The 14,401-nt window shown below is 59.0% G+C and carries 14 protein-coding genes; 5 read left to right on the forward strand and 9 right to left on the reverse strand.

What is annotated here, in order from left to right:
- Positions 1–74: 74 nt before the first annotated feature.
- The 8 genes from lpdA to mdh form a co-directional block, all read right to left on the reverse strand.
- Positions 75–1,463, reverse strand: coding sequence for a dihydrolipoyl dehydrogenase (gene lpdA / locus GOV87_RS10890; protein ID WP_171211764.1), 1,389 nt, complete (start codon positions 1,461–1,463; stop codon positions 75–77).
- Between the two features lie 72 nt (positions 1,464–1,535).
- On the reverse strand, positions 1,536–1,805 hold the full coding sequence (locus GOV87_RS10895; RefSeq protein ID WP_171122588.1) for a hypothetical protein: 270 nt from the start codon (positions 1,803–1,805) through the stop codon (positions 1,536–1,538).
- A 2-nt stretch (positions 1,806–1,807) separates the two neighbouring features.
- Positions 1,808–3,334, reverse strand: a complete 1,527-nt coding sequence (gene odhB / locus GOV87_RS10900; RefSeq protein ID WP_171211765.1) for a 2-oxoglutarate dehydrogenase complex dihydrolipoyllysine-residue succinyltransferase — start codon at positions 3,332–3,334, stop codon at positions 1,808–1,810.
- Between the two features lie 3 nt (positions 3,335–3,337).
- Complete coding sequence (locus GOV87_RS10905) at positions 3,338–6,295, reverse strand: 2-oxoglutarate dehydrogenase E1 component (protein ID WP_171124430.1); 2,958 nt, start codon at positions 6,293–6,295, stop codon at positions 3,338–3,340.
- The gene (locus GOV87_RS10910) at positions 6,292–6,834 is read right to left on the reverse strand and encodes a DUF805 domain-containing protein (protein ID WP_171122582.1); all 543 of its coding nucleotides are present in this window, start codon (positions 6,832–6,834) and stop codon (positions 6,292–6,294) included. Before GOV87_RS10910 ends, GOV87_RS10905 begins: the two co-directional genes overlap by 4 nt.
- Before the next feature lie 40 nt (positions 6,835–6,874).
- Complete coding sequence (gene sucD, locus GOV87_RS10915; RefSeq protein WP_170353524.1) at positions 6,875–7,756, reverse strand: succinate--CoA ligase subunit alpha; 882 nt, start codon at positions 7,754–7,756, stop codon at positions 6,875–6,877.
- Positions 7,757–7,838: 82 nt separating this feature from the next.
- Positions 7,839–9,032, reverse strand: a complete 1,194-nt coding sequence (sucC, locus tag GOV87_RS10920; protein WP_170387497.1) for an ADP-forming succinate--CoA ligase subunit beta — start codon at positions 9,030–9,032, stop codon at positions 7,839–7,841.
- 321 nt (positions 9,033–9,353) lie between these two features.
- Positions 9,354–10,316 carry a malate dehydrogenase gene (gene mdh, locus GOV87_RS10925; protein WP_170353522.1) on the reverse strand — a complete coding sequence of 321 codons (963 nt, stop codon included), beginning with the start codon at positions 10,314–10,316 and terminating at the stop codon, positions 9,354–9,356.
- A gap of 147 nt (positions 10,317–10,463) precedes the next feature.
- Here mdh and GOV87_RS10930 point away from each other — a divergent pair, with 147 nt between their 5' ends.
- Positions 10,464–11,219 carry a sulfite exporter TauE/SafE family protein gene (locus GOV87_RS10930; protein WP_171211766.1) on the forward strand — a complete coding sequence of 252 codons (756 nt, stop codon included), beginning with the start codon at positions 10,464–10,466 and terminating at the stop codon, positions 11,217–11,219.
- Here the strand turns inward: GOV87_RS10930 and GOV87_RS10935 are convergent.
- Positions 11,216–11,515, reverse strand: a complete 300-nt coding sequence (locus tag GOV87_RS10935) for a hypothetical protein (RefSeq protein WP_171211767.1) — start codon at positions 11,513–11,515, stop codon at positions 11,216–11,218. The genes GOV87_RS10930 and GOV87_RS10935 overlap by 4 nt on opposite strands.
- A 171-nt stretch (positions 11,516–11,686) precedes the next feature.
- On the opposite strand from GOV87_RS10935, the gene GOV87_RS10940 reads away from it, so the two are divergent.
- From GOV87_RS10940 to GOV87_RS10955, 4 genes are read left to right on the forward strand one after another with little or no spacing between them, the layout of a single operon-like run.
- Complete coding sequence (locus tag GOV87_RS10940; protein WP_171211768.1) at positions 11,687–12,544, forward strand: CoA ester lyase; 858 nt, start codon at positions 11,687–11,689, stop codon at positions 12,542–12,544.
- A gap of 6 nt (positions 12,545–12,550) precedes the next feature.
- Positions 12,551–13,105, forward strand: a complete 555-nt coding sequence (locus GOV87_RS10945; RefSeq protein WP_171211769.1) for an NnrU family protein — start codon at positions 12,551–12,553, stop codon at positions 13,103–13,105.
- A 10-nt stretch (positions 13,106–13,115) separates the two neighbouring features.
- Positions 13,116–13,322 (forward strand): DUF1737 domain-containing protein, encoded by a 207-nt coding sequence (locus GOV87_RS10950; protein ID WP_171122569.1) that lies wholly within the window; start codon positions 13,116–13,118, stop codon positions 13,320–13,322.
- Positions 13,322–14,350, forward strand: a complete 1,029-nt coding sequence (locus GOV87_RS10955) for a MaoC family dehydratase (protein ID WP_171211770.1) — start codon at positions 13,322–13,324, stop codon at positions 14,348–14,350. Before GOV87_RS10950 ends, GOV87_RS10955 begins: the two co-directional genes overlap by 1 nt.
- Positions 14,351–14,401 lie beyond the last annotated feature (51 nt).

Raw genomic sequence — 14,401 nt, forward strand, 5'->3', positions numbered from 1 at the left:
AAAACTAAGGCAGAGTCGCGGAATAAAAAAGGCGGACACTTTGGCCCGCCTTTGATGTTTTGAGTGCTGAAAGGTCAGCTATGGATTGGGCCGTCCCCGCAGGCCAGCGCAGCCTCGCGCACGGCTTCCGAGTAGGTCGGGTGGGCGTGGCAAGTCAGGGCCAGGTCTTCAGCCGACGCACCGAACTCCATCGCGACGCAGACTTCGTGGATCAGGTCACCTGCAGCGGGGCCAATGATATGTGCGCCCAGAATGCGGTCGGTTTCCTTGTCGGCCAGAATTTTGACGAAACCGTCGGCGGCAAAGTTCGCCTTGGCGCGTCCATTACCCATGAACATGAACTTGCCGACCTTATAGGCGCGACCCGCCTCTTTCAGCGTGGCTTCGGTTTCGCCGACATTTGCGACCTCGGGCCAAGTGTAGATCACACCGGGAATAACGCCGTAGTTCACATGGCCGTGCTTGCCTGCGACCTGCTCGGCGGCGGCCATGCCTTCATCTTCGGCCTTGTGGGCCAGCATAGGGCCTTCGGTCACGTCACCGATGGCATAGATGCCGGGCACGTTGGTCTGCCAATCACTGCCAACCTTGATCTGGCCGCGCGGCGTCATCTCGACGCCCAGAGCATCCAGTCCCAGACCATCCGAGAACGGCTTGCGCCCGGTGGCGACCAGCACGGTGTCGGCGTCGATCACGTGCTCGCTGTCATCTTTGCGCAGCTTGTAGGTGACCTTGGCCTTGGTCTTGGTGGCTTCGGTCTTTTGCACGGCGGCGCCCATGACGAACTTCAGGCCCTGCTTCTTGAGAATCCGCTGGAACGTCTTTTGTACCTCGGGGTCCATACCCGGCGTGATCTCGTTGAGGAATTCGATCACAGTCACCTCGGCGCCCAGACGCTGATAAACCGAGCCCAACTCCAGCCCAATCACGCCCGCGCCGATCACAACCATCTTTTTCGGGATTTTGCCCAGCGACAACGCACCGGTCGAGGTCACGACGACTTTCTCGTCCACCTCGACACCTGGCAGCGAGGACGGCTCGGACCCTGAGGCGATGATGATGTTCTTGGCCTCGTGGACCTCATCGCCCACCTTGACCTGACCTGCGGCAGGGATTGAGCCCCAGCCCTTAAGCCAGTCGATCTTGTTCTTCTTGAACAGAAACTCGATGCCCTTGGTGTTACCGTCGATCACCTCGTCCTTATAGGCCTGCATCTGCTTCCAATCGACCGAGGGGCTTTTGCCCTTCAGGCCCATCTTGGCAAAGTTATGCTCGGCCTCATGAAGCTGGTGCGATGCGTGCAACAATGCCTTCGATGGGATGCAGCCTACGTTCAGGCAGGTGCCGCCCAACGTTTCACGCCCTTCAACGACAGCGGTCTTCAGACCCAACTGGGCGCAGCGGATCGCGCAGACATAGCCGCCGGGGCCGGCGCCAATAACGATGACATCATAGTTTGCCATTTTATTCTCCTAGAACCTGAGGAGTTAAATTTAAATCGGGTGGCCATCATGGGATGGCGCATCCGGCAATAGTCAGACCGGTGTCAGAATTTTTGTTTTGATATGGGCAACTCCGCCACGCTCGTGATGCATGGCCAGTTCCTCAGATTCAATAAAGTCCTGAGCGCGCTCCAGATCCGTGATTTCGAACAACGCAACTGCGTGGTCTTTCTGATCTGGGTCTTTCCAGATGTGGAGGTCGCGGATTCCCGCGGCCTCTCGCATTTTTTGGTCTTCGCGGAAGACTTTCAGCCAGACATCAAAGTCCGCCACGTCAGCCTCCCAAAGTACATGAGTCGCCATGATTACAGATCCATCAGCAAGCGGCGTGGGTCTTCCAGCGCTTCTTTTACGCGGACAAGGAACGTCACCGCGCCTTTGCCGTCAACGATCCGGTGATCATAGGACAGGGCCAGATACATCATCGGGCGAATCTTGATCTCACCGTTGATCACCATGGGGCGGTCCTGAATCTTGTGCATACCCAGAATGCCCGATTGCGGCGGGTTCAGGATCGGCGAAGACATCAGCGAGCCATAGACACCGCCATTCGAGATGGTGAAGGTGCCGCCCTGCATCTCGGCCATGGACAGCTTGCCGTCACGGGCACGTCTGCCTTTTTCTGCGATCGCCTTTTCGATTTCGGCAAAGGACATGCTGTCCGCGTCGCGGATGACCGGAACCACCAGACCCTGCGGAGTTCCCGCAGCCACGCCCATGTGGACGAAGTTCTTATAGACAATATCCGTTCCGTCGATCTCGGCGTTCACCTCAGGTACTTCTTTCAAAGCGTGACAGCAGGCTTTGGTGAAGAAGGACATAAAGCCCAAACGGACGCCATGCTTTTTCTCGAACTGGTCTTTGTACTGGCTGCGCAGGGCCATCACTTCGGTCATGTCCACCTCGTTATAGGTGGTCAGGATCGCGGCCGTGTTCTGCGCGTCTTTCAGGCGCTTGGCGATGGTCTGGCGCAGACGGGTCATGCGCACACGCTCTTCGCGCCCGGCATCCTCTGCGGCAACCGGCGCGCGTGGGGCAGGGGAAGCAGGGGCGGGGGCAGCCGCCGCAGGTGCTGGTGCCGTAGCGGCCGCTGCAACAGCGTTTGCGACGTCCTCTTTCATGATGCGGCCATCGCGCCCGGTTCCGGTGACCTGATCTGCAGACAGTCCTGCTTCGGCCATAGCTTTTTCAGCGGACGGTGCGTTGGCGACGTCCTTGCCACCGCCATCGCCGGTACCCGCGGCAGGTGCCGCTGCCGGTGCTGACGGTGCCGGGGCTGCACCTGCCGCTGCGCCGGAAATCACGGCCAGCTTTGCCGTTGCGTCGACGGTGGTGCCTTCGGGCGCTACGATCTCGGCCAATACGCCAGCCGTCGGGGCGGGAACCTCGACCGAGACCTTATCAGTTTCAAGCTCACACAGCATTTCGTCTTGCGCGACGCTGTCGCCGACCTGTTTGAACCAAGTGGACACAGTCGCTTCGGTGACGGATTCGCCCAGCGTAGGAACCATCACGTCCACGCTTCCGCCAGACGCTGCGGGTGCGGCGGCAGGTGCAGGGCTTGGGGCCGCCGCCAGAGCCGGGGCGGCGCCTTCTCCGGCTGCGATCGTCGCCAGCAAAGCGTCAACGCCTACGGTTTCGCCTTCGGCTGCAACAATCTCACCCATCACACCAGCGGCAGGCGAAGGGACTTCGACGGTGACTTTGTCGGTCTCCAACTCGCACAGCATCTCATCCACAGCCACTGCGTCGCCCGGTTTTTTGAACCAGGTTGCAACCGTGGCCTCGGTGACCGACTCGCCCAGCGTGGGAACACGAACTTCAATGGACATTGCTTATTTTCCTTCAATGCTCAGCGCTTCGTTCACCAGCGCTTCTTGTTGGGCTTTGTGTTGGCTGGCCAGACCCGTTGCGGGCGAGGCCGACGTCGCGCGGCCGACATAGCGTGGCCGTGTATGCTTGGCACCAATCCGGGTTAGGACCCATTCGATATTCGGCTCGATAAAGGTCCAGGCCCCCTGGTTCTTGGGTTCTTCCTGACACCAGACCATCTCGGCCCCTTTGAATCGCTCAAGCTCGTTGATCAGTGAGTGCGCGGGGAAGGGATAGTATTGTTCGATCCGCAACAAATAGACATCGTCGATACCGCGCGCGTCGCGCTCTTCCAGCAGGTCATAGTAGACCTTGCCGGAACACAGAACGACCCGCTTGATCTTTTTGTCTGCGACCAGCTTGGTGTCGGAATTCCCCTGCTGCGCGTCATCCCACAGCACCCGGTGGAAGCTGGACCCGGTGGTGAAATCCTCGGCCGTGCTGACGGCCAGCTTGTGACGCAGCAGCGACTTGGGCGTTACCAGGATCAGCGGTTTGCGGAATGTCCTGTGCAATTGTCGGCGCAGGATGTGGAAATAGTTCGCGGGCGTCGTACAGTTCGCCACGATCCAGTTGTCCTGACCGCACATCTGCAGGAACCGTTCAAGCCGGGCGGACGAGTGTTCCGGGCCTTGCCCTTCGAACCCGTGCGGTAGCAGCGTCACCAACCCAGACATACGCAGCCATTTCGATTCACCCGAGCTGATGAATTGGTCGAACATGATCTGCGCGCCGTTGGCAAAATCGCCGAACTGCGCCTCCCACAGGGTCAGGGCGTTGGGTTCGGCCAGCGAATAGCCATATTCAAAGCCCAGCACCGCGTATTCGGACAGCATCGAGTCGATCACTTCATACTGCGACTGGCCGGCGCGGATATTGTTCAGCGGGTAATACCGTTCCTCGGTCTCCTGATGCACAAAGCCAGAGTGGCGCTGGCTGAATGTGCCGCGCGTCGCGTCCTGGCCGGACAGACGCACCGGATAGCCTTCGGTCAGCAGGGACCCGAAGGCCAGCGCTTCACCCGTTGCCCAATCAAAACCTTTGCCGTTGTCGAACATCTGCTTCTTGTGATCGAGCAGGCGCGACACCGTCTTGTGAACGGCGATATCCGCAGGCGCATGGGTCAGCGCATTTCCGATCTCGGCCATTGTCTCGGGCGTGATCGCAGTGTCGCCACGCACATATTCTTCCTTGTTCTTGTCCAGGTGCGACCAGCGCCCGTCCAACCAATCGGCCTTGTTGGGTTTGTAGTCTTTTCCGGCCTCGAACTCATCATTCAGATGAGCCTGGAACGCGGCCTTCATGTCCTCGATCTCGCCCTCGGGGATCAGGCCATCTTTGACCAGACGCTCGGTGTACAGCGACAGCGTGGTCTTATGCGTTTTGATCTTCTTATACATGATCGGGTTAGTGAACATGGGCTCATCGCCCTCGTTGTGACCAAACCGGCGATAGCAGAAGATGTCGATGACCACGTCCTTGTGGAATTTCTGGCGGAATTCAGTGGCGACCTTGGCGGCGTGAACCACAGCCTCAGGGTCGTCGCCGTTCACGTGGAAGATAGGTGCCTCAACCATCAGCGCGATATCCGTCGGATATGGGCTGGAGCGGCTGAAATGCGGCGCGGTGGTAAAGCCGATCTGGTTGTTTACCACGATATGCATGGTGCCGCCGGTCTTGTGACCGCGCAGACCAGACAGGCCAAACCCTTCGGCAACAACCCCCTGACCGGCAAAAGCTGCGTCGCCGTGCAGCAGGATGCCCATCACGGAGGTACGCTCGGCGTCCTTGAACTGATCCTGCTTGGCGCGGACCTTGCCTAGTACCACCGGGTTCACTGCCTCAAGATGGCTGGGGTTGGCGGTCAGCGACAGGTGCACACTGTTGCCGTCAAATTCACGGTCGCTAGAAGCACCGAGGTGGTATTTCACATCGCCCGAGCCATCCACGTCCTCGGGCTTGAAGCTGCCGCCCTGAAACTCGTTGAAGATCGCGCGATAGGGTTTGCGCATCACGTTGGCCAGAATGTTCAGACGGCCACGGTGCGGCATCCCGATGACGATTTCCTTGACGCCCAAGGCACCGCCACGCTTGATGATCTGCTCCATCGCGGGGATCAGGGCCTCACCCCCGTCCAGACCGAACCGTTTGGTGCCCATGTATTTGACGTGCAGGAATTTCTCGAAACCTTCGGCCTCAACCATCTTGTTCAGGATCGCTTTGCGGCCTTCCTTGGTAAACGCGATTTCCTTGCCGTATCCTTCGATCCGTTCCTTCAGCCACGCGGCCTGTTCAGGGTCGGAGATATGCATGTATTGCAGCGCGAAGGTGCCGCAATAGGTCCGCTTCACGATATCGACGATCTGCCGCATCGAGGCCATCTGCAGACCCAGCACGTTGTCGATAAAGATCGGCCGGTCCATGTCGGCTTCGGTGAACCCATAAGTCTTGGGGTCCAGTTCAGGATGGGTGCTGGCCGCCCGCATCCCCAGCGGATCCAGATTGGCGGCCAGATGGCCCCGAATCCGATAGGCCCGGATCAGCATCAGCGCCCGCAGACTGTCCAGAACGGCGCGCTTGATCTGGTCGTCGCTGACCTCAACGCCTTTGTCTGCCGCCTTGTCCTTGATCTTTTTTCCCGCCGCCTTGGCGTCAATCTCGGCCCATTCCCCAGTGAGCGCCCCGGTCAGATCATCCGCTGGCATCGGCGGCCAGTCGGTTCGCGCCCATGATGGCCCTTCGGCTTCTTTCTGGACGTCCGGCGTCGCGTCGCCCATGGCCTTGAAGAACTCGGCCCAGGCCGCGTCTACCGCGCCGGGGTCCTTTGTGTACTGAGCATAAAGCTGCTCTAGGTATTCGGCATTATGCCCTTGCATAAAGCTTGAGGCATGAAAGGCAGAGTTGGGCGAGTGTTCGGTCATTGGGTTACCTCATATGGGTTGGGACCGTATTGATTTGTGCCCGGCTGACTGGGGCGGGTCAGCCACCACAGCACCAGGAGAGGCGACACCACCAGAACCAGCAGCGTCGGAATGACGACCAGCAAAGTGGCGCGGGTAAACAGGATGTCCAGATTACCGCCATGCTGGAAACTGGACGCCAGACCAATTCCAAAAATCAGAACTGCGGCGGCTCCGAGGATCAGCAGGATCGGCAGCAGCGCATAAAGCCCGCTGCGCCCGGTGTCATGCATCCGGCGCCATGCGACCGCGAGATGCGGGAAAAAGACGATTACGCCGACGATTGACTGTACCGGTTGGCTTGATGTGGCGGTGACGGATTTCGTCGTGCCCGTTTCCGTCGTGGTGACCTGAGTGAAAAACTGCCAGTCAATAATCCCAGCGATGATATTCCAGATCACGATAAACAGGAAAAAGAACCAGTACTCGGGCCGCGAGGCGCGGCCCGAGAATGTTAAGAACTTTGAGAAACACGTTTTGACAGCCTCACCAAAGGTCATGTTTTCCGTTCCTCCCAAAGTAGACGGCTAAGCCGCCGCTTTAACCAATCGCTTCCAGCACGGCCTCACCCAGCGTCGCGGGGCTTTCTGCCACAACGATACCGGCCGAGCGCATGGCTTCGATCTTGTCCTCGGCTCCGCCTTTGCCGCCGGCGACGATCGCGCCCGCGTGGCCCATACGGCGGCCCGGAGGGGCTGTGCGGCCTGCGATGAAACCAGCAACCGGCTTTTTGCGGCCCTTCTTGGCCTCATCCGCCAGGAACTGCGCGGCTTCTTCTTCGGCCGAGCCACCGATCTCACCGATCATGATGATCGAGTGGGTTTCGTCGTCCGCCAGGAACCATTCCAGCACGTCGATATGCTCGGTCCCTTTGATCGGATCGCCGCCGATGCCCACACAGGTGGACTGGCCTAGACCCACATCGGTGGTCTGCTTGACGGCCTCATAGGTCAGGGTGCCGGAACGCGACACAACGCCGACCGAGCCGCGCTTGTGGATGTGGCCGGGCATGATGCCGATTTTGCAGGCGTCGGGCGTAATGACACCGGGGCAGTTCGGGCCGATTAGGCGCGATTTCGAGCCTTCCAGCGCCCGCTTTACCTTCATCATGTCCAGAACCGGGATGCCTTCGGTGATGCAGACGATCACCTCCATCTCGGCATCAATCGCTTCGAGGATCGAGTCAGCCGCGAAAGGCGGCGGCACATAGATCACGCTGGCGTTGGCTTCGGTCACATGCTTGGCCTCGTGGACCGAGTTAAACACGGGCAGGTCAAGATGGGTCATCCCGCCTTTGCCGGGGGTTACACCGCCGACCATCTTGGTGCCATAAGCAATGGCCTGTTCGCTGTGGAATGTGCCCTGCGAGCCGGTAAAGCCCTGACAGATCACTTTGGTATTTTCGTCGATGAGGACTGCCATCTGGCGTTCTCCTTTGTAGGGCGGGTTTTGCCCGCCAAAATCTTGGGAAAGGCGGGCTGAAGCCCGCCTTACGGGATGACAATCAGCCTTTTACCGCCTTCACGATCTTCTCGGCACCGTCTTTCAGGTTGTCCGCCGCGATCACGTCCAGACCAGAGGTGTTGATGATCTCTTTGCCTTTCTCGACATTCGTGCCTTCCAGACGCACGACCAGCGGAACCTTCAGGCCGACCTCTTTCACCGCTGCGACAACGCCTTCGGCGATGACGTCACAGCGCATGATGCCGCCGAAGATGTTGACCAGAATGCCTTTGACGTTTTCGTCCGAGGTGATGATCTTGAACGCCTCGGTCACTTTCTCTTTGGTGGCACCGCCGCCCACGTCGAGGAAGTTGGCAGGCTCGGCGCCGTACAGCTTGATGATGTCCATCGTGGCCATCGCCAGACCGGCACCGTTCACCATGCAGCCGATCTCACCGTCCAGCGCAATGTAGTTCAGGTCGTACTTGGAGGCTTCGAGTTCCTTGGGGTCTTCCTCGGTCTCGTCGCGCAACTCGGCGATGTCGGGGTGGCGGTAAACCGCGTTGCCGTCAAAGCCCAGCTTGGCGTCCAGTACCTTGAGGTCGCCGCCTTCGGCCACGATCAGCGGGTTGATCTCCAGCATCTCCATGTCCTTCTCAACGAAGGCTTGGTACAGTTGACCCATCAGCTTGACGCATTGCTTGACCTGCGCGCCTTCCAGACCCAGCGAGAAGGCGATGCGGCGGCCGTGATAGGCCTGATAGCCTGTCACAGGGTCCACCGAGAAGGACAGAATTTTCTCAGGCGTGGACTCGGCCACTTCTTCGATATCCATGCCGCCTTCGGTCGAACAGACGAACGAGATGCGGCTGGTTTGGCGATCCACCAGAAGGGCCAGATACAGTTCGCGTTCGATGCCGGAACCAGCCTCGATATAGATGCGGTTGACCTGCTTGCCTGCGGGGCCGGTCTGATGTGTGACCAGCGTGCGGCCCAGCATCTTTTTGGCTTCTTCGGCGGCTTCTTCCACCGACTTGGTCAGACGGACACCGCCTTTTTCACCGGCGTCAGCCTCTTTGAACGAGCCCTTGCCGCGGCCACCCGCGTGGATTTGGGCCTTTACAACCCACAAGGGGCCGTCCAGTTCACCGGCTGCGGTTTTGGCTTCCTCGGCGCGCAGAACCGCGCGACCTTCAGAGACCGGAGCGCCATAGCTGCGAAGAAGAGCCTTGGCCTGATATTCGTGAATGTTCATCGAAACTGTCCCGTTTGACTACGATTACTTCGTTATAGAAATGTCCGAAGGGTAAATTTAAAGGTTTTTTTGTTTTCAAAGCCCTTTTTCACAGAGATTTTTACTGTTTGTGATCACACTTTTTTGGGGTGTGATCACAAAATGACGGAAGTTAAATTTATGATTCGATAAATCGTTTCGCGCCTTTGAAAACACATTCAAAAAGGGTGTTTGAGGTGTTTGCGCTAATACTCTTCCCGCAAGTATTGCAGATCAAGAGGCCAGTACAAAAGAAAACCGGCCCAACTTTTGGGCCGGTTTGGAATGTCGAAACGGCCGAAATTAGGCCAGAGAGCTGTCGATGCCCTTACATGCCTCGATCAGGCCCTTCACAGCGTTGACCGAGTTATCGAAACCGGCTTGCTCTTCTTCGTTGAGTTTGATGTCGACAACACGCTCGATGCCGCCCGCGCCGATCACGGTGGGGACGCCTACATACATGCCGTCAACGCCCAGTTCGCCGTTGCAATAGGCGGCACAGGGCAGGACGCGCTTCTGGTCTTTCAGGTAGGCTTCGGCCATTTCGATCGCCGATGTTGCCGGAGCATAGAAGGCCGAGCCGGTTTTCAGCAGGCCAACGATTTCGGCGCCGCCATCACGGGTACGCTGAACGATGGCGTCCAGTTTCTCTTGTGTGGTCCAGCCCATTTCAACCAGGTCGGGCAGCGGGATACCAGCAACGGTCGAATAACGCACCGACGGAACCATCGTGTCGCCGTGGCCGCCCAGAACAAATGCTGTGACGTCGCGCATGGACACGTTGAACTCTTCCGACAGGAAGTGCGCAAAACGGCCCGAATCCAGAACGCCTGCCATGCCGCAGACTTTGTTGTGGGGCAGGCCCGAGAATTCGCGCAGTGCCCAGACCATCGCGTCCAACGGGTTGGTGATGCAGATGACGAACGCATCGGGCGCATTGGCGGCGATGCCTTCACCCACGGATTTCATGACTTTCAGGTTGATGCCCAGCAGGTCATCGCGGCTCATGCCCGGTTTGCGGGGAACACCGGCGGTGACGATGCAGACGTCGGCGCCAGCGATGTCCTCGTAGGACTGGGTGCCTTTCAGCTTGGCGTCGAACCCTTCGGAGGGGCCGGATTCAGCGATGTCCAGCGCCTTGCCTTCCGGTGTGCCTTCGGCGATGTCAAACAGGACGACATCACCCAGTTCTTTCATTGCAGCGAGGTGGGCGAGCGTGCCGCCGATCTGACCTGCGCCGATCAGCGCGATCTTGGGTCTGGCCATTTGGAATATCTCCGATGGGTTTTGAAATCGCGGTTGTGCTAGTCGGTAAAACGGATTTGTGCAAGTGTTCTGCTGCGTGGCATACAACCGCATACCGATTTTCCTAGCGTCCAAGGGGCGTGAATTCTTGCTTTTCTGGAATGCTGAATGTTCGAACTGGACTTGATGTTCTTTGCCGTGGCTATCCCTGCCGTGATCTTTGCAGGCATTTCCAAGGGAGGGTTCGGGTCGGGCGTGGCCTTTGCGTCCTCGTCGATTCTGGCGTTGATCCTGACGCCCGGACAGGCGCTGGCGTTGATGTTGCCGATTCTGATGGTGATCGACGTTGCCACCCTGAAACCCTATTGGAAACGGTGGAGCTGGCCGGATTCGCGCCTGTTGATTCTGGGGGCTGTGCCGGGTGTCGCGCTGGGCGCGTGGCTCTATCGTGTCACCGACGACGACTTGCTTCGCCTGCTGATCGGAGGGATCTCGATCGGGTTCGTGATTTGGCATGTGGCGCAAAGCAGGGGCTGGATTCGTGGTTTTGCCAACCGTCTGCCGCCGTCGGCCGGGCTGTTTGCAGGGTTGGTGGCCGGGTTCACCAGTTTTGTCAGCCATGCTGGCGGTCCGCCTGCCGCCGTGTACCTGCTGTCGCAACGCCTGACGAAGACCGAGTTTCAGGCCAGCACCGTGCTGGTCTTCTGGGTCATCAACGCGGTGAAATTCGTGCCCTTCGCTTATCTGGGCCTGTTTACGTGGCATACGGCGCTGGCGGACTTGCTGCTGGCCCCCTTTGCCATTCTTGGCGCATGGTTGGGTGTCCGGGCACATTTTATGATGTCCGAACGCTTATTCTTTGGCATCGCCTATGTCCTGCTGACTCTGACGGGTAGCAAGCTGATCTGGGATGCACTGACTTAGACGTTGGGCGGCAGTGCCTCGTCCATGTCCTCATAGGACTGACCGGACGCGATTAGGCAGGTCATCCCGTCCGGCAACGTCACCGTGATCGTCCAACTACCGCTTGCGGTCGAGGCATAGACCTCCATCACCGCACCTTGTCGCGCGATGCCAATACCCTGTCGGGTCTCGCCATAGGTTTCAGCCAGTCGCTTTATGATCTCCTCGCGGGGCGCGCAGGTCTGTGCCTGCACCTGAACGGCGGCCAGAACCATGATGCCCAGCCCCATCGTCATCTTGAACAGCGTCTTCTGCATCCTTGCACCCTTTCGGTTCCATCTGTCCAAAAGGGTGCAAGTGACGTGCCGAAATCTGGTTAAACCGACGCACGTTGCGTCGCGAATGCTGCAACGCGGCGATTTTGTCCTTGAACTTTCCGACAAAAAATGCCCCATTCCGCGCAACTTTATTTCACAAGGGAGAGGCCAATGGACCCCCGTCAGTGCCCCTATCGTTCTGTTCTGTATATCCCCGGCTCGAAAGATCGGGCGCTGGACAAGGCGCGCACCTTGCCGGTCGACGCGATTATCTTTGATCTGGAAGATGCCGTCGCCGCCGACGAAAAAGACAACGCGCGGGAAACGCTCAAGGCCGCTTTGGCCGCGGGTGGATATGGCTCGCGGGTCAAGATTGTGCGGATCAACGGACTGGACACCGAATGGGGCCGCGCCGATGCCGAGGCCGTGCGGGACATGGACGCCGAGGTGGTTCTGCTGCCCAAGGTGAACTCGGCCGCTGATGTGGACGCGCTGGCCGCGATCACTGGCGATATCCCGATCTGGGCGATGATGGAGACCCCGCGCGGAATGCTGAACGCCGCCGAGATCGCCGCGCATCCGCTGATGGCGGGCTTTGTTATGGGAACCAACGACCTGGCCAAGGAATTGCAGACCCGGTTCCGCCCCGACCGCCTGCCGCTGATGACCTCGCTGGGCCTGTGCCTGCTGGCCGCCAAGGCCGAGGGGCTGATCATCGTGGACGGTGTCTATAACGCTTTCAAGGATGACGAAGGTCTGGCCGCAGAATGCACGCAGGGCCGTGACATGGGCTTTGACGGCAAGACCCTGATCCACCCCGCTCAGGTCGAGATAACGAACGCGGCCTTCGCCCCGTCGGACGCCGAAATTGACCTGGCGCAACGTCAGATTGCCGCCTTTGAAGAGGTCGAAGCACAAGGGCAGGGCGTTGCTGTCGTGGATGGCAAGATCGTGGAAAACCTGCACGTTGCAACCGCCCGCGAAATTCTGGCAAAAGCAGAGGCGATTTCAGCTTTGCAAGCGGGGTAAGCCAGCATGGGCTTTGTTCTTCTGATCCTTGGTGTGGCGCTTTGGTGGGCCGCGCATCTGTTCAAACGTGTGATGCCAGCGCAACGCGCGGCGATGGGCAATGGCGGCAAAGGCGCGGTGGCGCTAGCGCTGGTGGCGGCGATCTTGCTGATGATCTTCGGTTATCGCATGACCGATTTCATCTACGTCTGGGCACCGCCGACTTTCATGGTTCACATCAACAATCTGTTGGTTTTGATCGCCATCTTCATGATGAGCCCCGCCGGGAAAAAAGGCCGTCTGCTGAACAAGATGCGCCACCCGCAACTGGCAGGTTTCCGCGCTTGGGCATTTGCGCATTTGCTGGTCAATGGCGATCTAGCCTCGATCATCCTGTTTGGCGGGCTGTTCCTGTGGGCGTTGGTCGAGGTGGTTATGATCAACCGGGCCGAACCCGACTGGACCCCTGGTGAGCCTGGCACCTATGGCAAGGATGCGATGTTCTTTGTGGCCTCGATCGTGCTGCTGGGCGCGATCGGCTACATTCACGGGTTGGTTGGCCCGTCGCCGTTCGGATCATAGGGGGCTGAGGATGGCAAAACTTTATCGTCTGCTGACGGAAGAGGACACCTCGGCCTTTTGCCACAAAGTGTCCGACGCGCTGGCCAAAGGCTGGGAGCTGTATGGCGACCCGTCCTATGCCTTTGACGCAGCAAATAACGTGATGCGCTGCGCGCAGGCTGTGACCAAAGAGGTCGCGGCAGATTACTCCTCTGACATGAAACTGGGACAGCAATAATGGCAAAAACCAATCCGGGCCGCTTTTTCGAGGATTATTCCGTCGGGCAGGTGCTGCACCATGCGGTACCGCGCACCGTGACCGATGGCGAACGTGCGATGTATCACGCGCTGTATCCGGCGCGCCATGCGCTGTATTCCTCGGATGAGTTCGCCCGGGCCTCGGGCCTGCCGCAAAGCCCGTTAGACGACATGGCGGCGTTTCACGTGGTGTTTGGCAAGACCGTGCCGGATGTCTCGCTGAACGCGGTGGCCAATCTGGGTTATGCCGAGGGGCGCTGGCTGAAGCCGGTGTATCCCGGTGACACGCTGCGGTCGGAATCCGAGGTAATCGGGGTTAAGCAGAACTCGAATGGCAAGACCGGGGTGGTTTACGTGCGCACCCGTGGTCTGAACCAGCGCGACGAGGCGGTCATGGAATATGTCCGCTGGGTGATGGTGCGCAAATCGGACCTGTCCACCCCAGCGCCCGAAGCGGTTGTGCCGCAACTGAAAAAGGTGCTGGAGCCGGGCGATCTGGTCATCCCGCAGGGATTGGATTTCTCGAACTACGATTTCACGCAGGCGGGTGAGGCGCGTCGCTGGGGCGATTATGAGATCGGCGAAAAGATTGACCACGTGGATGGTGTGACCGTGGAAGAGGCCGAGCATATGCTGGCCACGCGTCTGTGGCAGAACACTGCCAAGGTGCATTTCGACCTGACCTTTCGACCCGAAGGGCGGTTGATCTATGGCGGACACGTGATCTCGATGGCGCGGACGCTGTCGTTCAACGGTTTAGCCAATGCACAGATGGTGGTTGGCCTGAACGGCGGTGCACACGCCAACCCGTGCTTCGCTGGTGATACGATCAAGGCGTGGTCCGAGGTTCTGGACAAGGCCGAGACAGATGTTCCCAGAGTTGGGGCGATCCGTTTGCGATTGGTGGCGACAAAAGGTGGGGAGCCTTTTGAGCTTAAGAACGAAGATGGCCGGTACATGCCAAACATCCTGCTTGATCTGGACTATTGGGCCCTGATGCCCGTCTGATCGGGCCGCCCACATTCATGTGATCGCAGCCTTTCCCAAACGTGTTAGGCT

It is taken from the genome of Ruegeria sp. HKCCA5426 (assembly GCF_013034585.1).
Lineage (GTDB): Bacteria > Pseudomonadota > Alphaproteobacteria > Rhodobacterales > Rhodobacteraceae > Ruegeria.